This is a genomic window from Nonomuraea sp. NPDC051191 (assembly GCF_044455665.1).
Classification (GTDB): Bacteria; Actinomycetota; Actinomycetes; order Streptosporangiales; family Streptosporangiaceae; genus Nonomuraea.
In genome coordinates this window covers 831,657-855,906 of sequence record NZ_JBITEZ010000001.1, presented here as the reverse complement: position 1 = coordinate 855,906, position 24,250 = coordinate 831,657, and the positions used below count along the sequence as shown (strand labels likewise).

Genomic DNA, 24,250 nt, shown 5'->3' with positions numbered 1-24,250 from the left:
GACACGATCACGTCGCGGATGGCTTACAGTTCGGGCATGGCAGGTGTTCTGATCGGCCTGGCGTTGCTGGCCTTCTGGCTCTTCTCACTCTTCGACGTCATCACCGCACCCGAGGAAGAGGTCAGGAACGTACCAAAGGCGCTCTGGGTCCTCATCGTCGTGCTGATCCCGCTTCTCGGCGGCGTGATCTGGATGCTGCGCGGGCGGCCGAAGGCCGAGCGCGACCCGTGGCCGGTGTCGCCGGGCCCGGGCGCGCCGAAGGGCCCGGACGACGACCCCGACTTCCTGAGAGATCTCGACCGGCGGATGCGCGGCGAGGACTAACCGCTGACGTCGGCGTAGCTGTGCAGGCCGGAGATGAAGATGTTGACGCCGACCAGGTTGAACATCAGGCACCCGAACGCCAGCAGCTGCACGATCATGGCGGCCCTGCCCCGCCAGCCGGCGGTCACCCTGGCGTGCAGGTAGGCCGCGTACGCCACCCAGGTGATGAAGGACCAGACCTCCTTGGGGTCCCAGCCCCAGTAGCGGCCCCAGGCGCGGTCGGCCCAGAGCGCGCCGGCGATGACGGCGAACGTCCACAGCGGGAAGGCCAGCACGATCGCGCGGTGGGCCACCCGCTCCAGGTCGTCGCGGCTGGGCAGCCGCGACAGCCCGTCGCCGCGCACCAGGAACAGCACACCCGACACGCCGGCCAGCGTGAACAGCCCGCTGGCCAGGATCGCCGCGCTGACGTGGATCGCGATCCAGTACGAGTTCAGCGCCGGCACCACGGGCCCGGCCGCCGTGTAGAGCACCTTGACCGCGAACCCGAGCCCGAGCGTCGCGGCGATCATCACGAACGCGCCCAGGAACCGCACGTTCTGACGCACCTGGGTGAACAGGAACGCGGTCACGGCGGCGAGGCAGATGGCCACCACGAACTCGTACATGTTGCCCCACGGCCACCGGCCGACCGCCAGGCCGCGGGTGATGATGGCCCCGAGGTTGGCCGCCCAGCCGATCCAGGCCAGCACGAGCGCGATGCGCCCGGCCTTGGCCCCGCCTCCCATGACGGGCACGGGGTCGGCGACGGCCTCCTCCGCCTCGGGCGCGGAGTCGCCGTCCGAGGGGGCGCCGACCGTGACGGGCTGCCGGGCGGCCCGTTTCACGGCGGCCTTGCCCAGCACGGCCCTGCCGAAGGCCAGCTCCATCGCGAAGCCCACCATGGCGAAGATGTAGAGCAGGACGGTGGCGACGACGAAATTGTCGCTCAGCTCGGCCAATTGCTCAGCGGACATGCTGTTCTCCTGCTGATAGAGCCTTGACGATCTCGGCGAACTCCTCGGCGAAGCCCGCCGCGGAGCCCTCGGTGCGGGTCAGGCCGCCCACGTCGACCCGCCCTTCCTTGATCCGCACCCAGACACGGCGGCGACGGATCATCAACGACAGCGCGATGGCGACGACCGCGACCGCCGCGGCGATCAGCGCGGGCACGCGCCCCGGGTCGTAGGCGGTCTGGAGCGTGATCCACTCCTTGACGCCGGTGAACTCCAGCTTCCCGGCCCCGCCGGGCAGCGTGGTCGACTCCCCCACCGACAGCGGCTTGGTCGCGAACGATCCCCGCACCACCGGGACGACCTTGCCGTCGAGCTCGTCCGGCAGGATCTTGTAGACCGACTGGGGCTTGCCCGACCGCATGCCGAGGTCGCCCACGTAACCGCCCAGGAGCTGCACCTGCGGCTGGAGCTCGCCAGGGAAGGCCGAGGCGTAGTTGCCGTCGGTCAGGGGCACGCTGGTGGGCAGGAAGCGCAGCAGGAACCCCAGCTGGGACGGCTGCGCGTCGGGCGCCTTGACCACGCACGACGAGGTCAGCGTGGCCTTCTGGTCGATCAGGCAGGCCACGGGCCCTTCGTAGGCGACCTGGCCCTTGCCGTCGGTGACCTTGAAGACGGGCGCGTAGCCGTGGCCGATCAGGTACGTCTGCGTCCCGTCGACCTCTAGCGGGTCGTTGACCTTGAGCTCGTAGTCGCGGACGGGCGCGCCGGGCTCGTCGTGCACCTTCAGGTAGGCGGAGTAGTCGAGCTCCTGGCCCTTCTTGTCGCCCTCGACCTGGTAGGTGGCCTTGAAGTCGGACAGCTCGAAGGAGAACGGCTGGAGCGACTCGGCCGAGACCCGGCTGCCGGGGATGAACCTGTCGTAGGCGGCCACGGTGTTGGCGAAGCCGTCGCCCTCGACGACCAGGACGTTGCCGCGGTAGCCGTACAGGGAGCCGAAGCCGACCGCGAGCAGGATGCCGATCAGCGCGACGTGGAAGAACAGGTTGCCGGTCTCGCGCAGGTAGCCCTTCTCCGCGGCCACCCAGCCGTCGCCGGTGACGACGCGGAAACGCAGCTTGCGCAGCCGTCCGGCGGCCTCCTCGACGGTCAGGTCGCCCTCGAAGGAGTCGGCGTGCGGCAGCCGGGACAGGTTCTTGGGGGCCGCGGGCGGCTTGCGGCGCAGCTCGCGCAGATAGGTCGCGGTGCGCGGGATGATGCAGCCGACGAGCGAGGTGAACAGCAGCAGGTAGACGGCGGCGAACCAGACCGAGGTGAACACGTCGAAGAGCTGGAACCGGTCGTACCACTCGGCCAGGGTGGGGTTCTGCTGGTAGAGCAGCGCCACCTTGTCGGGCTCGACGCTGCGCTGGGGCACCAGCGAGCCGGGGATCGAGCCCAGCGCGAACAGGAAGAGCAGGATCAGCGCGGTCTTCATCGAGGTGAGGGTGCGCCAGCACCATCGCAGCCAGCCGACGGGCCCCAGCCTGGCCTGCCGCGGCTCACGCTCCTCACGCACCAGCTCGTCGACGCTCATCAGATCACCGGCTCGAACGCGCCGATGAGCCCCTGCATGGCCGCGATCATCGCTCCCCAGAGTCCGGTGACGAGCAGCAGCCCGACGGCCACCATCATGACCCCGCCGATCCTGGTGATCAGCTGGGTGTGCCGGCGCACGGCCCGGAACGTGCGCAACGCCTTGCTGTAGGCCAGGGCCGCGGCCACGAAGGGCAGCCCGAGACCGAGCGCGTAGGCGACGGCCAGCAGGGCGCCGCGCGAGGCGCTGCCCTCGTTGAGCCCCAGCGTGAGCACGACGGCCAGCGTGGGGCCGATGCACGGCGTCCAGCCGAGGCCGAACACCACGCCGAGCAGCGGCGCGCCGGCCAGGCCCGCGGCCGGCAGCTTGTGGATGCGCACGTCGCGCATCAGGCCGGGCAGCACGCCCAGGAACGCCAGCCCGAGCAGGATCGTCAGGACGCCCAGCACCCGCGTGATGATCTGGGCGTTGCCCAGCATGATCGAGCCGAGCCCGCCGAACAGCGCGCCGCTGAGCACGAACACCAGCGCGAACCCGGCCACGAACAACACCGTGCCGAGCACCAGCCGCCCCCGCTTGGGGTCGGCGCTCATGCCCGTCACGTACGACAGATAGCCCGGCACCAGCGGCAGCACGCACGGCGACAGGAACGACACCACCCCGGCCAGCAGCGCGATCGGCAGCGCGAGCAGCAGCGAGCCCGAGGCGACGACGTCACTCATCGCGCACCTTGGTGAGCGTGTTCATCAGGTCGGTGTACTTGACCGCCCCGAGCGCCCTGGCCGCGACCCGCCCCTGCTTGTCGATGACCAGCGTGGACGGGATCGCCGCGGGCGGCACGGTGCCCTGGAAGGACAGCGCGACCTTGCCGGGCTGGTCGAAGATGTGGGAGTAGCCGGTCTGCTCGGTGCGTTCGAAGGCGATGGCGTCGGCCTGGCGGTCCTTGAAGTCGACGCCGATGAACTGCACGTCGCCCTTGGTCTTGGCGGCGGCCTCCTTGAGCACCGGCGCCTCGGCCCGGCACGGGCCGCACCACGAGGCCCAGAAGTTGATCACCACGACCTTGCCCTTGTGGGCGGCCAGCGAGGCCGTGCCGCCGTCGAGCGTGGGGCCCTCGACCGGCGGGGCCGCCTTGCGGTCGGAGACGTCGAAGACCTGGATCTTGCCGTCGCCCGCGACGAACCGGGTGTCGCCCACCTGGGGCTGCCCGCTCTGGTTGGCCGCGCAGCCCGTGGTGAGCGCGGCCAGCGCGGCCAGGAGAACGAGGGAGATGGACGTCGCGCGCACGGAGGATGATCTCCTTGTACTACAACCGGTAGAGCTTGCAACTCTACCGGCGGGGACTCATGGCCCGGACATCAGGCCCCTGGTATCGACGGCCCCGCACTCAGCGATCCGGCCGGCTCGCTGTAGCCGACGCTGACCAGGCGGTCGCCCTCGAAGGTGAAGGTGGTGAGGCTGGCCAGCGCGCACTGCCTGCGGCGCGGGTCGTGCCAGAGCCGGCGGCCCTCGGCGGCCATCCTGATCGTCCAGATCGGGAGCTGGTGGCTGACCAGGACGGCCTCGTGCCCGCGCGCGGCGGCTCTGGCGTCGTCGACCGCCGACTTCATCCGCGCCACGATCGCCGGGTACGCCTCGCCCCACGACGGGCGCAGCGGGTTCCAGAAATAGCGGTAGTTGCGCGGGTTGCGGAGGATGCCCAGCCCCTGGCCGACCGGACGGCCCTGCAGCATGTTCGCCGCTTCGAGCAGGCGGTCGTCCTTGGTCACGTCGAGGCCGAGCTTGTCGGCGAGCGGAGCCGCGGTCTCCAGCGCGCGTTCGAGCGGCGAGCTGTGGACGGCGACGATGTCGCGACCGCCGACGGCCTTGGCGACCGTCTCGGCCATGAGCCTGCCGGTGTCGGACAGGTGGTAGCCGGGCAGCCTGCCGTACAGGATGCCGCCGGGATTGTGCACCTCACCGTGGCGCAAAAGGTGGACGACGGTGGTTTCAGCCATGGTGTGCCACAGCCTATCCGTTTCGATGCCGGTCATAGTCAGGGGCTGCCTGGTCCGGCATTTCGCGCGGCGGTAGGGTCGGGGACGACTGCGCCTAGGGTTCCGCGTCCGGCCTGCCCTCCCCCGCCACCACAACCAGGGCCGGAAGACAGGTCCGAGCGGCGCCACGGCCCCCGGGGGGTCGTACAGCTGACGGGACAAAAGCCTGGAGGCTCCTCTCCGTCACCCCTGGAAGGAGTCGCCCGCATGAGCCCTTGGGCGCTGGTCCTCATTCTCGTCGCCGCCGTCGCGCACGCCACCTGGAACCTGCTGAGCAAGAAGGCGGCCCAGGCCGACGGGATCGTCTTCCTCTGGCTGATCGGGGTCGTGGCCACGGTGGTGTGGAGCCCGCTGTTCGCCGGGTTCCTGCTGGTCACGGGCGCCCGGCTGTCGTGGGGCGACCTCGCGGTGATCTGCGGCAGCACGGCCCTGCACCTGGGGTACTTCGTGCTGCTCCAGCGTGGCTACGGCGCGGGTGACCTGTCGCTCGTCTACCCCGTCGCCCGCGGCACCGGGCCGATGCTGGCCAGCCTGGTGGCCGTGCTGTTCCTGGGCGAGCATCCGGCGCCGGCCGGCGTGGCCGGGATCGTGCTCGTCGGGGTCGGCGTGTTCATGATGAGCGGCGGCGCGGCCGGGCGCGGCGACCTGCGGGGGGTGGTGTCCGGGCTGGTCGTGGGGCTGTTCATCGCGGGGTACACGGTGTGGGACTCGCAGGTGGTCAGCGCGTTCGCGGTGGCGCCGATCATGCTCAACTACCTCGGGGAGGTCGGGCGGGCGCTGGCGCTCACGCCGTTCGTCGCCGGGGCCAGGCGGCGGCTGGTCGTGAGCGTGTGGCGGGAGCACCGGTCGCGGATCGTGGGGGCGGCGTTCCTGATCTTCCTGTCGTACCTGCTGATCCTGGTCGCGTTCACGATGGCGCCGGTGAGCGTGGTCGCGCCGGCGCGCGAGGTGAGCGTGCTGATCGCGGTGGTGCTCGGCGGGCGGTTGCTGGCCGAGGGCGACCTGCGGCGGCGGCTGCTGGCGGCGGGCGTGATCCTCGGCGGCGTGGTGGCGATCGCGCTCAGTTGAGCGCGGGCGCGGAGGCGGGGGCAGGCGCGTGGCGGGTGCTCAGCTGACCGCCCAGGCGTTCTCCTGCTCGCGGCTGACGGCGACCAGCGCCTCGACCGTGGCCCTGATCGCGGGACGGCGGGCCGCGTCGGTGCGCCACACCGCGTAGATGCGGCGCGACTGCCGCGGCATGAGCGGGACCAGTCGCACGCCGTCGGGCACGCAGTCGCGGCCCAACCGCGGCACGATCGCGCAGCCCAGCCCGGCGGCGACCAGGGCGAGCTGGGTCGGGTACTCGTCGGCCATGCAGGCGATCTCCGGCTCCAGCGAGGCGTTGCGCAGCGTGAAGACCAGCCAGTCGTGGCAGACCGTGCCGGGCGAGGAGCTGATCCACTGCTCGCCGTGCAGCTCGGCCAGCCCCACCTCCCTGCGCCCGGCCAGCGGGTGACCGGCGGGGATGGCGACGTCGGCCACGTCGTCGAGCAGCGTGGCCCTGGACAGGCCCTCGGGCATGGCGATGGGCCGGTTGAGCCAGTCCTGCATCACGCCCAGGTCCAGCTCGCCCCTGGCCACCTCGCGCAGCACCCGCTCGGGCTCGCGCTCGTAGAGGTGCACGTGCAGGTCGGGGTGGTTCTTCTTGAGCCGGACGACCGCGCCGGGCATCAGCCCGCGGGTCGCCGTGGCGAAGGCGGCGATGCTGAGCCGGCCGACGACCTCGCCGCGCAGGGCCTCGAAGTCCGCCTCGGCGGTCTCGACCAGGGCGAGGATGCGTTCGGCGTGCTCGGCGAGCAGGCCCGCGGCGTCGGTCAGCCGGACGCCGCGCCCGTTGCGCTCCATGAGCCGGGCGCCCGTCTCCCGCTCCAGCTTGGCGATCTGCTGGCTGACGGCCGAGGGCGTGACCATGAGCGCGTCGGCCGCCGCGCCGACCGAACCGTAGACGTGCACGGCGTGAAGAGCCTTGAGCCGGTTCAGGTCCAACATGTAAGCCAGACTAAAGGGTTTAGCGTAGAAAGTCTCGCTTGTGGTTGTATCTGAAGCAGATGAAAATATATGCATGCGAATCATTAAGAGCAGGAAGCCCGAGACCCGTTCCACCTCGTACCTCAAGGTGCTCGCCGAGCAGGCCCGCGAGCAGCGCAACCGGTACCAGAAGACCCGCTCTGCGTGAGCCCCCGCCACCTCGCCCTCGCCGTCGGCCTCGCGGCCGTCTGGGGCTTCAACTTCGTCGTCATGCAGGTCGGCCTGAAGTACTTCCCCCCGCTGCTGTACGCGGGCATCAGGTTCACCCTGGCGGCGTTCCCCGCCCTGCTGCTCGTGGGGCGGCCCGGAGTTCCGTGGCGCTGGGTCGCCGGGGTGGCGGCCACGCTCGGAGTGGGTCAGTTCGGCCTGTTGCTGGTGGGCATGCGAGCGGGCATGCCGGCCGGGCTGACCTCTCTCGTCCTGCAGATGCAGGCGCTCTTCACCGTGCTGTTCGCGGTGACGCTGCTCGGTGAGCGGCCCACCGCCCGCCGCGTCCTCGGTCTGGCGGTCGCCTTCGGCGGCCTGGCCCTGGTCGCGTTCGACTTCGGGGTGTCCGGTCCGCTGGGCGCCTTCGCCCTGTGCGTGGCCGCCGCCGCGGCCTGGGGCCTCGGCAACGTGGTGCAGCGCAGGGCCGCGCCGCCGGACTCGCTGCGGTTCATGGTCTGGGTGAGCGCCTTCTCGGCGCCGCCCCTGCTGCTGCTGTCGCTGCTGGTCGAGGGGCCGCCCGTGCTGGCCGCCCCCGCCGAGGGATGGTTGTCGCTGGCCTACGTGGCCTTCGTCTCGACGCTCGGCGGGTTCGGCGTGTGGGGCTGGCTGCTGCGCCGGTACGACGCCTCGACCGTGGCGCCGTACACGCTGCTCGTGCCGGTGTTCGGCATGTCGTCGGCCGCGCTGGTGGCCGGCGAGCCGCTCTCCTGGATCGAGCTCCTGGCCGCGGCCCTCATCGTCGCCGGCGTGCTCTACGCCGGCACCAGGCCGCGCCGGGTCACAGAACCGCCGCGGCCGCCTTCGCCGCTGCCGGCAGGGCGTCGGCGATCCGGTTGAGCGCCTCGTCGTCGTGGGACGCCGACAGGAACCACGCCTCGTACGCCGACGGCGGCAGATAGACACCCTGGTCGAGCATCGCGTGGAAGAACGCGGTGAAGGCCGCGGTGTTCTGGGCCTTCGCCTGGTCGAAGTTGCTCACCTCGGCCTCGGCGAAGAAGATCGAGAACAGGCTGCCGGCCCGCTGCAACCGGTGGGGCACGCCCGCCTTCGCCAGCGCCTCGGCCGCCGCGTCGCCCACCGCGAGCGCCGCCGCGTCGATGCGCGCGTAGGCGTCGGCGTCGAGGGCGCGCAGGGTGGCCAGGCCGGCCGCGCAGGCCAGCGGATTGCCCGACAGCGTGCCCGCCTGGTAGACCGGGCCCTCCGGAGCCAGGAAGGCCATCACGTCGGCCCGGCCGCCGAACGCCGCCGCGGGCAGGCCGCCGCCCATGACCTTGCCGAACGTCATGAGGTCGGCGTCAACGGGGTCGAGGCCGTACCAGCCGGCGGACGAGACGCGGAAGCCGGTGAGCACCTCGTCGACGATGAGCAGCGCGCCGTTGGCCGTGCACAGCTCGCGCAGCCGGGCGTTGAAGCCGTCGCGCGGCGGGACGACGCCCATGTTCGCCGGGCACGCCTCGGTGATCACGCAGGCCACCTCGGCCGCCGCGAACGCCTCCTCCACCGCCTGGATGTCGTTGTACGGCAGCACGATCGTGTCGGCCGCCGACGCCCCGGTGACCCCCGGCGTGTCCGGCAGCCCGAACGTCACCACCCCTGACCCTGCCGAGGCCAGCAGCGCGTCGACGTGCCCGTGGTAGCAGCCGGCGAACTTGATCACCTTGGACCGCCCGGTGAAGCCGCGCGCCAGGCGCACCGCGCTCATCGTCGCCTCGGTGCCGGAGCTGACCAGGCGCACCTTCTCGACCGGCGCCATCCTGGAGACGATCTCCTCGGCCAGCTCGACCTCGCCGGGCGTGGCGGTGCCGTAGGAGAAGCCGTGGGCGACCGCGCCGGAGACGGCCTCGACGACCGCGGGATGCCGGTGGCCGAGGATCATCGGACCCCAGGAGCAGACCAGGTCGACGTAGCGGTTGCCGTCGACGTCGGTGATGTAGGGCCCCTGGCCGGAGGCCATGAAACGCGGCGTGCCGCCCACCGCGCCGAACGCGCGCACGGGCGAGTTGACGCCGCCGGGCACCACTTCCCTGGCGCGGGCGAACAGGTCCTCGGAGTTCTGTGTACGGCTCACCCGACCCAGGTTAGCCCCGCGTACCGGTGCCCTCGCCGCAGGGCGTGGTCAGTCGGCCAGCCATTCCAGGATGCGCAGCGGGTCGGGCAGCGGGCGGCCGTCCGGCGGCCGGAGCCAGGAGACCGGCTGGCCCGTGGGCAGGGTCGAGGGCGGCGCGAGCACGTAGCTGTCGCGGCAGTGCCAGCGCAGGCCCGGCGTGTCGTCGATGGTGGCCGGGTCGCAGTCGAGCTGGCAGGACCACCACTCGTCCTCGTCCTCGGGATTGCCGCGGGTGGCCACATAAAACAAGACCCGGTCGCCTTGAGCGGCGACCGGGCCTGGGTGGGCATCGGCGGCGTCGATCCTGGTGAGGGCCGACAGGCCGGAGGCGAGCGGTACGTCGAACACGTCGAACACGCGCCCTGTGGGCAGGATCACGTTGGCCTCGGGCTCGCTCTCCCACCAGCGGGTCAGCAGCGTCGTGTCCGTCGTGGCCTGCATGTGCCAGGCGGGCGAGAGCGGATGGGCGCCCGGGTCGGGACAGCCGACGCGGTCGCACGAGCACGCGCGGGGGCCGTGACGCAGCGGAAAGGCCCCCGGCACGACGGGCCAGCCCAGGGACGCGTACTCCAGCACAGTATCGATGCGCGTCGGCCGCGACCGCTTTCTGGTACGCCGAGCCAGTGGTACCCCCACCATGGTGTCTCCCGTCGAAGTCCAGCGCCTGAGGAGGTCCCGGCTCCGGGCCGTTCGCGCACCGCGGGACACACCAGCACTTGTTATCGCACTCTAACGCACAGGCCTCAGGAGTTGACGGGAAACCCCATGGTTAGAGCCCTCGTGCCACTTCCGTCGCCCAGTACGTGAGGATCAGGTCGGCGCCGGCGCGCTTGATGGCGACCAGCGACTCCATGATCATCCGCTCGCGGTCGACCCAGCCGTTGGCCGCGGCCGCCTCGACCATCGCGTACTCGCCGCTCACCTGGTACGCCGCCACCGGCACGTCGACCGCGTCGCGCACCCGGGTGATGACGTCGAGGTAGGCCAGCGCAGGCTTGACCATGACGGCGTCGGCGCCCTCCGCCAGGTCGAGCCTGACCTCGCGCAGTGCCTCCTCCAGCGGACCGGCCGGGTCCTGCTGGTGGGTGCTGCGGTCGCCGAACTGCGGCGCGCACTCGGCCGCCTCGCGGAACGGGCCGAAGAAGGCGGAGGCGTACTTGACGGAGTAGGCCAGGATCGGGACGTCCGCGTAGCCGGCCCCGTCGAGCGCGGTCCGGATGGCGCCGACCTGGCCGTCCATCATGCCGCTCGGCGCCACCATCTGGGAGCCGGCGGCGGCCTGGGCCACCGCGATCGAGGCGTAGCGCTCAAGCGTGGCGTCGTTGTCGACGTCGCCGGACGGGGTGAGGATGCCGCAGTGGCCGTGGTCGGTGAACTCGTCGAGGCAGGTGTCGGCCATGACCACGAGGGCGTCGCCGACCTCGGCGTTCACCTCGCGCAGGGCGACCTGGAGGATGCCGTCGGGGTCGTCGGCCGCCGAGCCGGTCGCGTCCTTGACCGCCGGGATGCCGAACAGGATCAGGCCGCCCACGCCCGCCTCGGCCGCCTCGTGCGCGGCCTTGCGCAGCGAGTCGCGGGTGTGCTGGAACACACCCGGCATCGACGCCACCGGCTGCGGCTCGTCGATGCCCTCCTTGACGAACATCGGCAGGATCAGGTCGGCGGCGTGCAGCCGGGTGCCCGACACCAGCCGGCGCAGCGCCGGATTGCGGCGCAGGCGCCGGGGACGTGCGACGGGGAACTGGGCGCTCACTTGGCTCTCCTCCTGGCGCCACGGCGGTTCTGGGAGGGCTTGCGCGGGCTGTCACCCGCGGCCACGGCCGCCTGGCGCTGCTTGGCACCGAACTCGGCCAGCGCTGCGGCCAAGGCGGATGCGGATGGCTTGTCGGACATGACGTCGACCCGGAGCCCGAACTCCTCGGCCGTCTTGGCCGTCTGCGGCCCGATCACCGCGATCACGGTGACGTTGTGCGGCTTGCCCGCGATGCCGACCAGGTTGCGCACGGTGGAGGACGAGGTGAACAGCACGGCGTCGAACCCGCCGCCCTTGATCGCCTCGCGGATGGGCGCGGGCGGCGGCGCGGCGCGGACCGTCCGGTACGCCGTCACGTCGTCGCACTCCCAGCCCAGCTCGGTGAGCCCGGCCACCAGCGTGTCGGTCGAGATGTCGGCCCGCGGCAGCAGCACCCGGTTGATCGGGTCGAGCATCGAGTCGTAGGGAGGCCACTCGGCCACGAGCCCCTCGGAGGACTGCTCCCCCGAGGGCAACAGGTCGGGCTTGACGCCGAACTCGACCAGGGCCTGGGAGGTGGCCTCGCCCACGGCGGCCACCTTGAGCCCGGCGAAGGCCCGCGCGTCGAGCCCGTACTCCTCGAACTTCTCGCGCACCGCCTTGACGGCGTTGGCGCTGGTGAAGGCCACCCACTCGTAGCGGCCGGTGACCAGGCCCTTGATGGCGCGGTCCATCTGCTGCGGCGTGCGCGGCGGCTCGACCGAGATGGTCGGCACCTCCTCGGGCACCGCGCCGTAGGCCATGAGCTGCTCGGACAGGCTGCGCGACTGCTCCTTGGTACGCGGCACCAGCACCCGCCACCCGAACAGCGGCTTGGTCTCGAACCACGACAGCCTGTCGCGCTGCCCCACGGCCTCGCCGACCACGATCAGCGCGGGCTCGGTGAACCCGGCGTGCTTGAGGTCGGCCTGCAGCCGTCCGAGCGAGGACACGACGGTGTACTGCTCGGTGGTGGTGCCGCCGCTGCTGACCGCGACGGGCGTGGTGTCGGGCTTGCCGCCGGCGATCAGCGCCTTGCCGATGGCGACGGCCTCGGTGATGCCGTTGTAGATCACCAGCGTGCCGCGGGTGGCGGCGTGGGACGACCAGTCCTGCTCCTGAGCGGCGTCGACGACGCGGAACTCGGGCACGGCCGTGGCCGCCGGGATGCCGGCGTAGGTGAGCACCGCGGTCGCGGGCGGCACGCCGGGCACGATCTCGAAGTCCACCTCCGCCGCCACGCAGGCCGCGACCTCGTCGTCGATCGAGGAGAACAACATGGGGTCGCCCGCGCACAGGCGCACCACGAGCTGCCCGGCCTTGGCCCGCTGGACGTAGTCGCCCTCGGCGACCTCGACGCCCTCGCGGCAGTACTTGAGCAGCGGGCCGAACTGCTCGTCGTCGAGCACGACGGCGTCCGCCTTGCCCAGGAGTTCGGCGGCGCGGAGCGTCAGCAGGTTGGGGTCACCGGGACCCGCCCCCACGAAGGCGACGAAACCGGAGGTTGGACTATCGGAGCTCAATGGGATTGCTCCCCCATCAATCTGTCGGCCCCTTCGGCGATCATCTCGGCCGCCAGGAGGCGGCCCAGCTGTGCAGCCTCCGAAGGAGAGCCGGCGGCGGACTTGCGGACCGCTTCGCGGCCGTCGATGGAGACGACCGTGGCGGTCAGGTTCAGAGTGTGCCCGTCATCGGCCGCGAAAGCACCCACGGGAGCGGCGCAGCCGGCCTCCAGTGCGGACAACACGGCGCGTTCGGCGGTCACCGCGCTGCGCGTGCGCGGGTCGTCGAGCACGGCCAGGGTCTCGACCAGGTCGGCGCGGCCGGCCAGGCACTCGACGGCGAGCGCGCCCTGGCCGGGGGCGGGCAGCAGCTCCTCGACCTCGAAGATCTGCGCGATCTCGCCGCCGCGGCCGAGCCTGGTCAGCCCGGCGCTGGCCAGCACGACGGCGTCGAGCTCGCCCGCGGCGATCTTGCCGATGCGCGTGTCGGCGTTGCCGCGGATCGGGACGTACTCAAGGTCGGGGCGCAGCGCGCTCAGCATGGCGACCCGGCGCGGCGAGCCCGTGCCGACCCGGGCCCCGGCGGGCAGGTCGGCGAACTTGTGCGAGCCGACCAGCGCGTCGCGGTGGTCGTGGCGCTCGGGGAGCGCGGCCAGCGTGAAGCGCGGGTCCTGCTTGGTCGGCAGGTCCTTGAGCGAGTGGACGGCGAAGTCGATCTCGCCCTCGACCAGCTTGTCGCGCAGCGCGCTGACGAACACGCCGGTGCCGCCGAGCTGCGCCAGGTGGGCCTTGGTCACGTCGCCGAAGGTCGTCACGCCCACCAGCTCGACCGGACGCCCGGTGCGCTCGGTGAGGGCGTCGGCCACCATCTGGGACTGCGTGGTCGCCAGCACACTGCGGCGGGTGCCCAACCGCAGGTTCACAGCTCCACCTCCCTCACGGCCGCGGGCATCTTCGGGTCGAGATCGAACAACTCACGCAGGGCTTCCGCATAATGATCGCCCCCTGGACCGGCGGCGAGCTGCTTGACACGCACAGTCGGCTCGTGAAGCAGTTTGTCAACGACCCTCTGCACGGTCATGGCGACTTCGTCCCTGGCCTTGTCGTCGAGATCGGGCATACGCATCATCAGGCGGCCGAGCTCGGACTCGACCACGCCCGCCGCCTTGCTGCGCAGCGCCACCACGGTCGGGGTGACGCGGGCGGCGCGGGCGGCGTCGAGGTAGGTGTTGAGCTCCTCTGCCACGAGGGCGCGCACGGACTCGACGGCGTCGCCGCCGTGCGAGCCGATGCCGGACTCCTGGATGGTCTCCAGGTCGACCAGTGTGATGCCGGGCACCTCGCGCACGGCCGGGTCGATGTCGTGCGGCAGCGCCAGGTCCAGCAGGAACGCGCCCCTGGTCAGCATATCCGGGGTTATGACGTGCCGCCCCGCGCCGGTGCAGGTGATGACGACGTCGGCGCCCGCCAGCTCCTCGCGCACGGCGGCGAACCCGACGGCCCGGCCGCCGACCGAGTCGGCCAGCCGCGCGCCCCGCTCGTACGTGCGGTTGGCCACGACGATGTCGGTGACGCCGGCGCGCTGCAGCGTGACGGCGGCCAGCGAGCTCATCGAGCCGGCGCCCACCACCAGCGCCCGCCGCCCGGCCAGGTCGCCCGCGAGCGCGAGGCCCGCCGAGACCAGCGAGGGGCCCGCCTGGTCGATGCCGGTGTCGGCGTGGGCGCGCTTGCCGACGCGCAGCGCCTGCTGGGTCAGCTCGTTGAGGGTCGCGCCGACGGTGCCGTGCTTCTGGGCGAGCTTGAGCGCCTGGCGGACCTGGCCCAGGATCTGGCCCTCGCCGACGGCCATGGAGTCGAGGCCGCACGCCATTGAGAACAGGTGCTCGACGGCCCGCTCCTCGTAGTGCACGTAGAGATGCGGGGTCAGCTCGTCGGCCGGCACACCCGAGTGCACGGCCAGCAGCCCGCTGATCGAGGTGACCGCGGCGTGGAAGCGGTCGACCGTGACGTAGATCTCGACCCTGTTGCAGGTCGAGATCACCATGGCCTCCGCGACGCTGGCGTCCTGCTGCACGTCGTGCAGCAGCTTGACCAGCGCGTCACCGGTCACCGAGACGCGTTCGAGAAGAGCCACCGGAGAGGTCCGGTGGCTTAGTCCGATCGCCAGAACACTCATTGACCGTCCACCGCCATGAGTGGCCCCCCAGCTTTGCGTTGCTCGTGGAACGCGAGAATCTGCAGTTCGATTGACAGGTCGACCTTCCGGACGTCGACGGTGTCCGGAACGGCGAGGACGACTGGGGCGAAGTTCAGGATGCTGGTCACGCCCACGGCGACAACGCGATCGCACACTTCCTGCGCCGCTGCCGCCGGTGTCGCCAGTACCACGATCGAGACTCCACGCCGCCTGATGACGGCTTCCAGTTCGTCGATGTGCTCCACATTCAACCCCGCGATGGTGTCGCCCACGACTTCGGGGTCGGCGTCGAAGAGCGCGGCCACGCGGAAGCCCCTGGAGACGAAACCGCCGTAGTTCGCCAGGGCGCGGCCGAGGTTGCCGACCCCGACGATCGCCACCGCCCAGTCCTGGGTGAGGCCGAGTTCGCGGGAGATCTGGTAGACGAGGTACTCCACCTCATAGCCTACGCCGCGGGTGCCGTACGAGCCGAGGTGCGAGAGGTCCTTGCGGAGCTTGGCCGAGTTCACGCCCGCGGCCACGGCCAGGTCCTCCGAGCTCACGGTCGCGACGCCGCGCTCCGCCATCCCGTGCAGCGCCCGCAGGTACAACGGAAGCCTGGCGACCGTCGCCTCGGGGATGCCGCGGTCACGGGACTGGGACGGGCTCTTCACGTGCCGGAGCTCCAGGGAACGGGCGGTGGGGACCGCGTGAACGGATTAGAACCGTCTTTCAGGTTAATCCCTTTGTGAACCGATGCACAAAGTAGGGGCGCTACCGTTGGGGACATGCATCGCATCACCTTGCTCGGCAAGCCCGGCTGCCACCTCTGTGACGACGCCCGCGCGGTCATCGCCAGGGTGGCCGGAGAGCTGGGTGTGCCGTGGGAGGAGGTCAGCATCGACTCCTCCGAGGAGCTGAGGGAGAAGTACTGGGAGATGATCCCGGTGACGTTGATCGACGGCGTGCAGCACGACTTCTGGCGGGTCGACGAGACCCGCCTGCGCGCCGCCCTGGCCTAGAACATCACGGTGGGCAGCGGCACCACCTTCGCGGCGTTGACGTTGAGCTCGATGACGTTGGTGGCCAGGACCATCGCCTGACGCTCGTTGAGGAAGCGCTCGACGTGCGGCTGGCGCTGGTGGTCGCGGTAGGCGACCTCGTCCCGGTAGAGCTCGTAGACGATGCGCTGCAGGGGGGCCGACTTGACCGCGTGGCAGGCGTAGACGAGCGTGTCGGGCTCGCTGCGGCGCACGGCCTCGACGGTGGCCTCCGCCAGGCGGTCGAACGCGGCGCCGGCGCCGTCCATGATCGTGAAGACGGTGAGCAGGCCGTAGATGCTGGGCGCGGGACGGCCCCCGCCCTGCTGCGGCTGCGGCTGCGACGGGCTGAACAGCTCGGCGCCCGGGTAGGCCACGCCGGTGCCGGGCATCGAGTAGTCGGGCCGCTGGGGCGGGGGCTCCAGGCGCGGGGAGGTGTCCATGCGCGGGGGCGGGGAGCCGTTCATGATGTAGCCGGTCGCCGGGCCGGTGTCGGGGGCGGCCCCCATGCGGGCGGCGTAGTCGACCTGCTGGTCGCCCGCCCGGTACTCGGCCACCAGGTCGCCCAGGCCGGGTGAGCGGCGCGGGGGCGCCACGGGAGGCGGCTCGGCGGCCGGCACGGGCTCCGGCGCGGCCCTGCGTCCCGGCCGGTGCTCCCGGTCGTCGTGCGGCGCCTCAAGCTCGTCCTCGTCGTCGTCCTCGTACGGCGCCAGCGGGCGCAGCACGGTGTACCAGATCGCCGCCGAGCCCACCGCGAGCAGCGCCGTGGTGAACAGCGGCGGGACCGCGAACCGCATGGCGCCCACCAGCGCGATGCTCGACGGCGCGATGACCAGGACCGCGTGCAGGTTGTCGGTGTCGTACTCGTCGCCGCCGCGCCACTTGAGCGCGGCCACCACCACGCACGCCAGCAGGACGAGCACGTCGATCGCGTGCACGCCGATGAGCAGCTTGTCCGGGATGAGCCCCCACAGGGCCGAGCCGGACGGCAGCTTCTTGCCCAGGTCGGTGGACCTGAGCGGGTCGAAGGTCAGGATCGCGACGGAGACGACGGTGAGCGCGATGCCGAACAGCCACGCGAGGAATCTCGGCGGCACCTTGTCGGCCATCAGCTGGATCAGTCCCACGGCCAGCCAGAGCGGCGCCAGCAGCGAACCCGTCACCTGGTAGATCCGGAACGTGACCGGCCCGAAGCCCAGGACGGAGCCGATGGCGACCACGGCCAGCGACAGACACAGGGCTCCAGCTGCAACGGTCCAGGCGATCAACCAGCCCTCGGGCTCGTCGCGCAACCGGCGGATCAGGGCTCCGGTCGCGACGGCGGCGAGGAGCGCACCGGCAAGGGCTATGACAGCAACAAGGATCTCCATGGTGACTCCAATGCTGCCGGACGATGCCTCCCGGCCGGTAGCCGAAGAGGAAACAGGCGCTCCATGAGGGGCTTCGCCGCAGGCTGTGGGGTATGCGCCTATACGGTATAGGGCGATTACTCGTAGCCATGCCAGCGGGCACGGATTGTGGAATTTCGAGTTGATTTCTAGAGTATTCGAGCACGCCGCACCCCTTACCCCTAGGGATATCGGATGCCTGATTCGTGGCCGTTCGCCGGGCTGCTTGCTCCGCCGGTCGCTGGACCTGCCCGGACGGGCGAGCTTGGCGTGCGCGAAGAAGTGCCCGACGACATCCGCACGCTGGTGCTGCACGCCAAGAACGGATGCACGGACTCCTTTGGCACGCTCTACGACCGCTACGTGGACCTGGTCTACCGCTACATCTACTTCCGCGTCGGCGCCCACCAGCTCGCCGAGGACCTCACCAGCGAGACCTTCCTGCGCGCGCTGCGCAGGATCGGCGACTTCACCTGGCAGGGCCGCGACTTCGGCGCCTGGCTCGTCACCATCGCCAGGAACCTGGTCGCCGACCACTTCAAGTCCGGCCGCTACCGACTGGAGATCCCGACGGGGGAGCTGATCGACGTACCGCTCGAAGGCTCGCACATCCCGGAGAACGCGGTGGTCACCGCCATCATCAACGACCGGGTGCTGCGCGCCGTCCGCGATCTCAATCCCGACCAGCAGGAATGCGTGGTGCTGCGCTTCCTGCACGGCCTCTCGCTCGCGGAAACCGCGTTGATCATGGGGAAGAAGAGTGGAGCGATCAAAGCGCTGCAGTTTCGAGCCATTCGAACGCTCGCCAGGGCACTCAAGCACGACCTGGCGTAACCTCCCCCACCCGCACCTCGTTAGGCCAGTTGTCACGGCTGGATCCCTCAGGGAGCTGTCATGAGTAGGGCGCGCAGGCGGCGGGAGCTCGTCATCGAGCGTCTCACGGAGCTGCGGGGCCCGTCCGTGGGCGGCGGGCCGGAGCCGGCCTTCCGCGAGCGGCTGCGCGAGGACCTGGTCTCCGGCCGCCTGCTGCTGTCGGCCCCCGACGAGGAGCGCGCCCCGGCCCCGGCCGGCCCGCCCGTTCGGCGCCGCCGCCCGCTGCTGTCCCAGCTCGCCACGTTCGGCCTGGCGGGGGTCATGGTGATCGCCGCCTTCACCACGTACCAGGCGGTCCCTGGCGACACGCTGTACCCGCTCAAGAGGGCCGCGGAGAGCACCTTCGTGCACCTGAGCACCGACGACGCGGAACGCGGCGCGCGCGAGCTGGCCTCGGCCGAGACCCGTGCCAAGGAGGTCGCCAGCCTGCTCGGCTCGTCCACCGACAGCCCGCTGGTGGGCGAGACGCTCAAGGACATGGAGGACTCCACCCGCTCCGGCATCAGTCGGCTGACGCGTACGCAGCCCCGCTCGTCCAAGATCAAGAAGTTCGCGCAGAAGCAGCGGGACGTGGTCGAGCCGATGCTGGACCAGCTCAACGAGGCCCAGAAGGGACAGGCCGCGGGCTACCTCGACTACATCGAGGGGCTCGTGGCACCGGCTAGGTAAGCTGAACCGCATGTGGCGGCTAATGCGACGACGACACGAGGTTGGGGCCGAGGCCGCCGGCGAGGCCGCGGCGCGGGCGGCGGTCACCGTCGCGCCGGTCGAGCCGGTCGAGCCCGACCTGGAGGCGGCGGCCTTCTTCGACGTCGACAACACCATGATGCGCGGCGCCTCCATCTACCACTTCGCCCGCGGCCTTGCCACGCGCGGCATGTTCACCACCTCCGACCTGCTGAAGTTCGCCGTGGGCCAGGCCGTGTTCCGGCTGCGGGGCAACGAGAACCCCGAGCACATCGCGGTCGCCCGGGAGACCGCGCTCGCCTTCGTCGCGGGCGCCAAGGTCGACGACGTCGTCCATCTCGGCGAGGAGATCTACGACGAGGTCATGGCCGACCGCATCTGGGGCGGCACGCGCGCGCTCGCGCAGAGCCACCTCGACGCCGGCCAGCGGGTGTGGCTCGTCACGGCCACGCCCGTCGAGCTGGCCCGGGTCATCGCCCAGCGGCTCGGCCTCACCGGCGCGCTCGGCACGGTCGCCGAGACGGCCGGTGGCATCTACACCGGCCATCTGGTGGGCGACCTGCTCCACGGCCCGGCCAAGGCGGAGGCGGTGCGCGCGCTGGCCCGCCGCGAGGGGCTCGACCTGACCCGCTGCACCGCCTACAGCGACTCGGCCAACGACCTGCCGATGTTGTCGCTGGTCGGCAGCGCGGTGGCGATCAACCCCGACAGCGAGCTGCGCGAGCACGCCAGGAAGCACGACTGGCCGGTCAAGGACTTCCGCACCGGCCGCAAGGCCACCATGACGGCCCTGCCGATCGCTGCCGGGGTCGGCGCGATCGCGGGCGGCGTCGCGGCGGGCATCGCCCTGCGCAGGCACTACCGCTCCCACTGACCCGCCTATTGCAGGCGCTTGAACAGCTGCGCGGCCTCGGGCTGCCGCCATTCGAGCCGGTTCGGATCGTCCTTGGCCGGCTTCCACGGCACGGTGACGAACGACATCCGTGTGGCGGACGTGCTCGTGGCCAACTCGACCATGGATTCGAGGCTCATGTCCGTCTTGATCGACTTGCTCACCTGTCCGAGGAAGGCGTTCAGCCGGTTCGGGTCGGAGGCCGCGCTCTTCGCCTTCTTCAGCAGCGCCAGCATCAGGATCTGCTGCCGCTTGATCCGCTGGACGTCCGAGCCGTCGCCGTAGCGGCGCAGGCGGGCGTAGCCGAGGGCGCTCTCGCCGTCGAGCTGGACCCTGCCCGCGGGCAGCTTCAGCTTCGACGCCTTGTCGTCCACGGGCGTCCTGAGCGTGATCTCCACGCCGCCGAGCGCGTCCACCATGCCCTTGAAACCGGTGAAGTCGACCTCGACCGTGTGGTCGATGCGGACGTCGGTCAGCTTCTCCAGCGTCTTCCTCAGGCAGCTCGCTCCCCCGGAGTTGTACGCCGAGTTGATCATGTCCCGTCTCGCCGGCTGCGACCCGCACGCCGGGATGCGCACGAGCGAGTCGCGCGGCAGGCTGACCCCGACGGCCGCGCCGCGGTCGGCGGGCACGTGCACGAGCAGGATGGTGTCGGAGCGCCCGCCGCCCTTGTCGGGGGTCCTGGCCATGGCGGGGCCGTACTTGGCGTTGCCCGGCCCGTCGCGCGTGTCCGAGCCGATCACCAGGATGTTGCGGTCGCCGCTCATGTCGGCCGCCCCCGGGCCCATCGCCGGCGCGGCCACGGTGTTGCCGTTGACCAGCAGGGTCGGCACCGCGACGGCCGCGGCCGTGCCCACGGCGACGAGCCCGGCCATCCAGAAGGGCGTCCACCTGCGGCGCGGGCGGTCCCGCAGCAGGCGTTCGCGCTGGCGGACGAGCGTCGCGGGCGGCTCGTGCTCCAGAGCCCCGCCGAGGTCGCGGAGCATCCTCAGATCGTCCATGGTCACTCCTCCTCCAGCATGGGGTTGGTGTCGCCGAGCGCGGCCCGCACCTTCCGCCTGCCCCTGTTGAGGCGGGAGCGCACGGTTCCGATCGGGATGCCGAGCGCCTGAGCGGCCTCCTCGTACGTGAGGTCCCCCCAGGCGATCAGCAGCAGGACGTCCCGGTCCTTGGCGGGAAGCGCGGCCAGGGCGCCCGCCAGACGGGGTCCGGCGGCCTGCGCGGTGACCCCCGCGGCGACGCGGTCGGCGGGCGACTCCACGTCTTGGTCGACGGGGGCACGCAGGAACGCCCGGTAACGCGCCGCCTCCTTGCGGTGGTGGCGGGAGATGAGCTTGGTGAGAATCCCGAAGAGCCACGGCCTGGCGTCGGGGTACGACAGGTCGTAGCTCTTCCTGCGGGAGAAGGCGACAAGGAACGTCTCACCGACGAGATCCTCGGCGGGCTCGGGGCCGAGGCGTTTGGAGACGTACCGGTAGAGCATGGCGGAGTAGCGGTCGAACAGCTCGGCGAACGCCTCCGGTTCCGTCAAGGAGGCGCTCACCAGCTCCGAGTCCGCCCCTCTGGTGGCGGGTTGCGTGATCATCTCCGCCCTTCTGTGGGGAATCGGTCACGGATGTCTTGCCACAACCCGCCAGGAGGGTTCAGATCTCCTTGAGGAAGCCGCCGTCCACGGCGATGTCGGCGCCGGTCGTGCTGCCCGAACGCGGCGAGACCAGCAGGGCGACCATGTCGGCGATCTCCTGCGGGCTCACCAGACGCCCGGTGGCCAGCTTCATCATGCCGGGGGCGACCTGGGCGATCACGTCGTCCTTCGACGCCCCGGCCATCCCGGCGATGACGTCGGCGGCGCCGCCGTCCTTGGTCCACCAGTCGGTGAGCACCGGGCCGGGCGAGATCGTGTTCACCCGGACGCCCTGCGGGCCGTACTCCTCGGAGACGGCCTTGCTCACGTGGTTCATGGCGGCCTTGGCCGCGCCGTAGTCCACGTTCATGGCGCCGGGCTGGCGGGCCGAGCCGGAGGAGATGTTCACGATCGAGCCGCCGCCGCGCTCCACCAGGTGGGGCACGGCCGCGCGGATCATGCGTACGGCCGAGAACAGGTTGAACTCGAACATGGCCTGCCAGTCGTCGTCGCCCGGCGTCAGGAAGCCGATCCGGGGCAGCGTCACGCCGGGGGGCGGCCCGCCGGCGTTGTTGACCAGGATGTCCACGCCGCCGAACTCCTCGACGGCGCGGGCGATCACCTGGGCGGGTGCCTGCGGGTCCATCAGGTCCACCGCGACGTGCGTCACCTTGGCGTCGGGCGCGGTACGCGAGGCCGCCACGACGTGCACGCCCTCCTCCGCCAGGGTGCGCGCCACGGCCAGGCCGATGCCCTTGGACGCGCCGGTGACGACGGCCACACGGCCGGAAAGCTGGAGATCCATCGAAGAGGTTCCTCTCGGGTGTCAGTGACTACACCGGGAAGAACACCGGCCATGCGCGACCGGTTGCACTTCACAGAAGCGGCGGGAAGGCCGGCCCTCTGCGCAGCCGCAACTCGTTGAGCATCTGCTGGATGACCTCGCGCACGTGGTCGGTCAGGTTGAACACCAGCATCGGGTCGTCGGCCGCGGCGGGCTCGTACTCGTCGGTGCGGATCGGCTCGCCGAACTCGATCATCCACTTCGACGGCAGCGGCACCAGCCCGAGCGGCCCGAGCAGCGGGAAGAACGGCGTGATCGGCAGGTAGGGGACGCCGAGCAGGCGGGCCAGGAACTTCAGGTCGCCGATCTTCGGATAGATCTCCTCGGCCCCCACGATGGCCGTGGGCACGATCGGCACGCCCGCGCGGATCGCCGAGGCCACGAACCCGCCCCGGCCGAACCGCTGCAGCTTGTAGCGCTCGGAGAACGGCTTGCCGACCCCCTTGAACCCCTCGGGGAACACCCCGACCAGCTCGCCCTTGCGCAGCAGCCGGTCGGCGTCCTCGGGGCAGGCCAGGGTGTGGCCGGTCTTGCGGGACAGATGGCCGAGCAGCGGAAGCTGGTAGACCAGGTCGGCCCCGAGCAGGCGGACGGCCCGCCCCGCCTCGTCGTGCAGCGCGACCTGCATCATGAGCGCGTCGACCGGCAGCGTGCCCGAGTGGTTGGCCACCACCAGCGCGCCGCCCTCGGCGGGCACGTTCTTCAGCTCGGCCGTCTCCACCCTGAACCAGTGGTGGTAGAGCGGCCTGATCAGTTCGAGCAGCACCTTGTCGGTCAGCTCGGGGTCGTAGCCGAACTCGTCGACGTCGTACTCGCCGGTGATGCGCCGGCGGACGAACGCCAGCACCCGGGCCAGCGGATCGGGCTCCTCGAAGGAGGGCGCGGCGCGGATCGGGATCACGCGGCCCTCCTCTTCGTCGTGCGGCACGCTCACGGACGCACACCTCCGAACGGATGCATACCCCGCGAACGCACGAAGTCGTCGAAGGCCGCCGCCGTGGTGTACTTGGGCCGCCAGCCCAGCTCGGCCTCCAGCTTGGAGGTGTCGACCGCCCGGCCGTAACTCATCAGCCGGAGCTGCTCGGGCGAGTACTCGACGAGGCCCACCCGGCGCACGGTGTTGCCGAGCGCGCGGAAGACCGGCGAGAACAGCGGCAGCGACGCCCGCCCCGCCCGGCGCGCGCACTGCGACAGCAGCAACACGCCTGCCCCGGCCACGTTGAACGTGCCGGGGTGGTCTTCGTTCGCCATCCTGCGCAGCACCTCGACCGCGTCGTCCTCATGGACGAACTGCAACCGCGGATCGAAGCCGAACACCGTCGGCAGGACGGGCTGGGTGAAGTAACGCGTGAGCGGCGAGTCGACGCCCGGACCCATGAAGTTGGCGAAGCGCAGCAGCGACACCGTGACGTCGGGCCGGCGGCGCGCGAAACCGCGCACGTAGCCCTCGACCTCGGCCGCGTCCTTGGCGTAGCCGTGGACGGGGCCTTCGTGCGGCTCCAGGTCCTCGGTGAACACCGCCGGATCGCGCGGGGACGAGCCGTAGACGGCGGTGGTGGAGCGCACCACCACGCGCCGCACAGTCGACGACCGCTGGCAGGCACCGAGCAGTTGCATGGTGCCTATGACGTTGTGCTCCTTCATGGCAGCCCTGCCGTCGCCCTTGGACGGGGCGCTGACCAGGCTCATGTGCACAACGGTGTCGATGTCCGCGGCCGCGATCACCTGAGCGATGTCGGGGCTGCGCAGATCGACCCGGACGAACTCCGTCCGGCCCAGAGTGATGCCGCCGTCCCGCGTCAGCGAGGGGGGCGGCACGGTGTCCACTCCGATGACGCGGCTGATCTCCGGGTCAGCCGCGAGGACGCTCGCCACCCGGGCGCCTATGTGGCGCGAGACCCCGGTGACAAGCACGGTGTGGGTCATCAGCGCCTCGCAGCTGCGTCGGTTACTTCTTGTTACGCCGCTGGATGCGCGTCTTCTTGAGCAGCTTGCGGTGCTTCTTCTTGGCCATCCGCTTGCGGCGCTTCTTGATCACAGAGCCCACGGGACCCCCAGGTACTGATAGCAAGTCTGAATCGATGTGCGAGCGCACACCGGGTGACAGACTACCGGCGATCCGAGGTGGATCGCCCCTTGGGGGGCGAAAGCCCGGCCTCGTGGTGCGCAGGCCGGGCCTCTCCCGCGACCGAATTCACGGCGCG

General features: G+C 71.1%; 27 protein-coding genes. 7 read left to right on the top strand and 20 right to left on the bottom strand.

Features of this window, described 5'->3' with window-relative positions; all coding sequences use genetic code 11:
* Nucleotides 1-36 precede the first annotated feature (36 nt).
* Nucleotides 37-324 (top strand): PLD nuclease N-terminal domain-containing protein, encoded by a 288-nt coding sequence (locus ACIA8R_RS04205; protein ID WP_364082584.1) that lies wholly within the window; start codon nt 37-39, stop codon nt 322-324.
* Here the strand turns inward: ACIA8R_RS04205 and ccsA are convergent.
* From ccsA to ACIA8R_RS04180, 5 genes are all read right to left on the bottom strand, one after another.
* Nucleotides 321-1,280, bottom strand: coding sequence for a cytochrome c biogenesis protein CcsA (gene ccsA, locus ACIA8R_RS04200; protein ID WP_357692419.1), 960 nt, complete (start codon nt 1,278-1,280; stop codon nt 321-323). The two genes, ACIA8R_RS04205 and ccsA, sit on opposite strands and share 4 nt — an antisense overlap.
* Nucleotides 1,270-2,832 carry a cytochrome c biogenesis protein ResB gene (locus tag ACIA8R_RS04195; protein WP_364082587.1) on the bottom strand — a complete coding sequence of 521 codons (1,563 nt, stop codon included), beginning with the start codon at nt 2,830-2,832 and terminating at the stop codon, nt 1,270-1,272. Before ACIA8R_RS04195 ends, ccsA begins: the two co-directional genes overlap by 11 nt.
* Complete coding sequence (locus ACIA8R_RS04190) at nt 2,832-3,554, bottom strand: cytochrome c biogenesis protein CcdA (protein ID WP_364082590.1); 723 nt, start codon at nt 3,552-3,554, stop codon at nt 2,832-2,834. Before ACIA8R_RS04190 ends, ACIA8R_RS04195 begins: the two co-directional genes overlap by 1 nt.
* Entirely contained in the window at nt 3,547-4,119 is a 573-nt protein-coding gene (locus ACIA8R_RS04185) for a TlpA disulfide reductase family protein (RefSeq protein WP_357692425.1), read from the bottom strand. Before ACIA8R_RS04185 ends, ACIA8R_RS04190 begins: the two co-directional genes overlap by 8 nt.
* A 71-nt stretch (nt 4,120-4,190) precedes the next feature.
* Nucleotides 4,191-4,829, bottom strand: coding sequence for a histidine phosphatase family protein (locus ACIA8R_RS04180; RefSeq protein WP_397036437.1), 639 nt, complete (start codon nt 4,827-4,829; stop codon nt 4,191-4,193).
* Nucleotides 4,830-5,075: 246 nt separating this feature from the next.
* Between ACIA8R_RS04180 and ACIA8R_RS04175 the strand changes: the two genes are divergently transcribed.
* Nucleotides 5,076-5,936, top strand: coding sequence for a DMT family transporter (locus tag ACIA8R_RS04175; RefSeq protein WP_364082596.1), 861 nt, complete (start codon nt 5,076-5,078; stop codon nt 5,934-5,936).
* 39 nt (nt 5,937-5,975) lie between these two features.
* On the opposite strand, the gene ACIA8R_RS04170 is transcribed toward ACIA8R_RS04175, so the two are convergent.
* Entirely contained in the window at nt 5,976-6,896 is a 921-nt protein-coding gene (locus ACIA8R_RS04170; RefSeq protein ID WP_357692431.1) for a LysR family transcriptional regulator, read from the bottom strand.
* 183 nt (nt 6,897-7,079) lie between these two features.
* On the opposite strand from ACIA8R_RS04170, the gene ACIA8R_RS04165 reads away from it, so the two are divergent.
* Nucleotides 7,080-7,979 carry an EamA family transporter gene (locus tag ACIA8R_RS04165; RefSeq protein WP_397036435.1) on the top strand — a complete coding sequence of 300 codons (900 nt, stop codon included), beginning with the start codon at nt 7,080-7,082 and terminating at the stop codon, nt 7,977-7,979.
* Here ACIA8R_RS04165 and hemL read toward each other — a convergent pair.
* From hemL to ACIA8R_RS04130, 7 genes are all read right to left on the bottom strand, one after another.
* Nucleotides 7,921-9,210 (bottom strand): glutamate-1-semialdehyde 2,1-aminomutase, encoded by a 1,290-nt coding sequence (hemL, locus tag ACIA8R_RS04160; protein ID WP_364082602.1) that lies wholly within the window; start codon nt 9,208-9,210, stop codon nt 7,921-7,923. The genes ACIA8R_RS04165 and hemL overlap by 59 nt on opposite strands.
* Nucleotides 9,211-9,258: 48 nt before the next feature.
* Nucleotides 9,259-9,888: a bifunctional DNA primase/polymerase gene (locus ACIA8R_RS04155; protein ID WP_357692437.1), complete on the bottom strand. Its 630-nt coding sequence runs from the start codon at nt 9,886-9,888 to the stop codon at nt 9,259-9,261.
* Between the two features lie 130 nt (nt 9,889-10,018).
* Nucleotides 10,019-11,002, bottom strand: a complete 984-nt coding sequence (gene hemB, locus ACIA8R_RS04150) for a porphobilinogen synthase (RefSeq protein WP_357692439.1) — start codon at nt 11,000-11,002, stop codon at nt 10,019-10,021.
* Nucleotides 10,999-12,504 carry a bifunctional uroporphyrinogen-III C-methyltransferase/uroporphyrinogen-III synthase gene (locus ACIA8R_RS04145; RefSeq protein ID WP_357692441.1) on the bottom strand — a complete coding sequence of 502 codons (1,506 nt, stop codon included), beginning with the start codon at nt 12,502-12,504 and terminating at the stop codon, nt 10,999-11,001. The genes hemB and ACIA8R_RS04145 overlap by 4 nt, the downstream gene beginning before the upstream one ends.
* 35 nt (nt 12,505-12,539) lie before the next feature.
* The gene (gene hemC / locus ACIA8R_RS04140) at nt 12,540-13,445 is read right to left on the bottom strand and encodes a hydroxymethylbilane synthase (RefSeq protein ID WP_364082607.1); all 906 of its coding nucleotides are present in this window, start codon (nt 13,443-13,445) and stop codon (nt 12,540-12,542) included.
* Nucleotides 13,442-14,698 (bottom strand): glutamyl-tRNA reductase, encoded by a 1,257-nt coding sequence (locus ACIA8R_RS04135; protein ID WP_364082610.1) that lies wholly within the window; start codon nt 14,696-14,698, stop codon nt 13,442-13,444. Before ACIA8R_RS04135 ends, hemC begins: the two co-directional genes overlap by 4 nt.
* Nucleotides 14,695-15,372 (bottom strand): redox-sensing transcriptional repressor Rex, encoded by a 678-nt coding sequence (locus ACIA8R_RS04130; protein WP_397036431.1) that lies wholly within the window; start codon nt 15,370-15,372, stop codon nt 14,695-14,697. Before ACIA8R_RS04130 ends, ACIA8R_RS04135 begins: the two co-directional genes overlap by 4 nt.
* Before the next feature lie 114 nt (nt 15,373-15,486).
* On the opposite strand from ACIA8R_RS04130, the gene ACIA8R_RS04125 reads away from it, so the two are divergent.
* Nucleotides 15,487-15,720: a glutaredoxin family protein gene (locus ACIA8R_RS04125; RefSeq protein WP_357692449.1), complete on the top strand. Its 234-nt coding sequence runs from the start codon at nt 15,487-15,489 to the stop codon at nt 15,718-15,720.
* Here ACIA8R_RS04125 and ACIA8R_RS04120 read toward each other — a convergent pair.
* Complete coding sequence (locus ACIA8R_RS04120; RefSeq protein ID WP_397036429.1) at nt 15,717-17,108, bottom strand: putative quinol monooxygenase; 1,392 nt, start codon at nt 17,106-17,108, stop codon at nt 15,717-15,719. The genes ACIA8R_RS04125 and ACIA8R_RS04120 overlap by 4 nt on opposite strands.
* 288 nt (nt 17,109-17,396) lie before the next feature.
* Here ACIA8R_RS04120 and ACIA8R_RS04115 point away from each other — a divergent pair, with 288 nt between their 5' ends.
* From ACIA8R_RS04115 to ACIA8R_RS04105, 3 genes are read left to right on the top strand one after another with little or no spacing between them, the layout of a single operon-like run.
* Nucleotides 17,397-17,960: a sigma-70 family RNA polymerase sigma factor gene (locus ACIA8R_RS04115; RefSeq protein ID WP_397036427.1), complete on the top strand. Its 564-nt coding sequence runs from the start codon at nt 17,397-17,399 to the stop codon at nt 17,958-17,960.
* A gap of 60 nt (nt 17,961-18,020) precedes the next feature.
* Complete coding sequence (locus ACIA8R_RS04110) at nt 18,021-18,668, top strand: DUF5667 domain-containing protein (RefSeq protein ID WP_364082620.1); 648 nt, start codon at nt 18,021-18,023, stop codon at nt 18,666-18,668.
* Between the two features lie 22 nt (nt 18,669-18,690).
* The gene (locus ACIA8R_RS04105) at nt 18,691-19,560 is read left to right on the top strand and encodes an HAD family hydrolase (protein ID WP_397036425.1); all 870 of its coding nucleotides are present in this window, start codon (nt 18,691-18,693) and stop codon (nt 19,558-19,560) included.
* Nucleotides 19,561-19,565: 5 nt separating this feature from the next.
* On the opposite strand, the gene ACIA8R_RS04100 is transcribed toward ACIA8R_RS04105, so the two are convergent.
* The 6 genes from ACIA8R_RS04100 to ACIA8R_RS04075 all read right to left on the bottom strand — a co-directional run bounded on the left by ACIA8R_RS04100 (nt 19,566) and on the right by ACIA8R_RS04075 (nt 24,093).
* Complete coding sequence (locus ACIA8R_RS04100; protein ID WP_397036423.1) at nt 19,566-20,579, bottom strand: LCP family protein; 1,014 nt, start codon at nt 20,577-20,579, stop codon at nt 19,566-19,568.
* A gap of 2 nt (nt 20,580-20,581) precedes the next feature.
* Nucleotides 20,582-21,163, bottom strand: coding sequence for an RNA polymerase sigma factor (locus ACIA8R_RS04095; RefSeq protein WP_364082626.1), 582 nt, complete (start codon nt 21,161-21,163; stop codon nt 20,582-20,584).
* A gap of 58 nt (nt 21,164-21,221) precedes the next feature.
* Nucleotides 21,222-22,007 (bottom strand): SDR family oxidoreductase, encoded by a 786-nt coding sequence (locus ACIA8R_RS04090; protein ID WP_357692463.1) that lies wholly within the window; start codon nt 22,005-22,007, stop codon nt 21,222-21,224.
* 70 nt (nt 22,008-22,077) lie between these two features.
* Nucleotides 22,078-22,980, bottom strand: coding sequence for a lysophospholipid acyltransferase family protein (locus ACIA8R_RS04085; RefSeq protein WP_397036421.1), 903 nt, complete (start codon nt 22,978-22,980; stop codon nt 22,078-22,080).
* On the bottom strand, nt 22,977-23,972 hold the full coding sequence (locus tag ACIA8R_RS04080) for an NAD-dependent epimerase/dehydratase family protein (RefSeq protein WP_364082629.1): 996 nt from the start codon (nt 23,970-23,972) through the stop codon (nt 22,977-22,979). Before ACIA8R_RS04080 ends, ACIA8R_RS04085 begins: the two co-directional genes overlap by 4 nt.
* Nucleotides 23,973-23,994: 22 nt before the next feature.
* Nucleotides 23,995-24,093, bottom strand: a complete 99-nt coding sequence (locus ACIA8R_RS04075) for a 30S ribosomal protein bS22 (protein WP_018654693.1) — start codon at nt 24,091-24,093, stop codon at nt 23,995-23,997.
* Nucleotides 24,094-24,250: the final 157 nt, after the last annotated feature.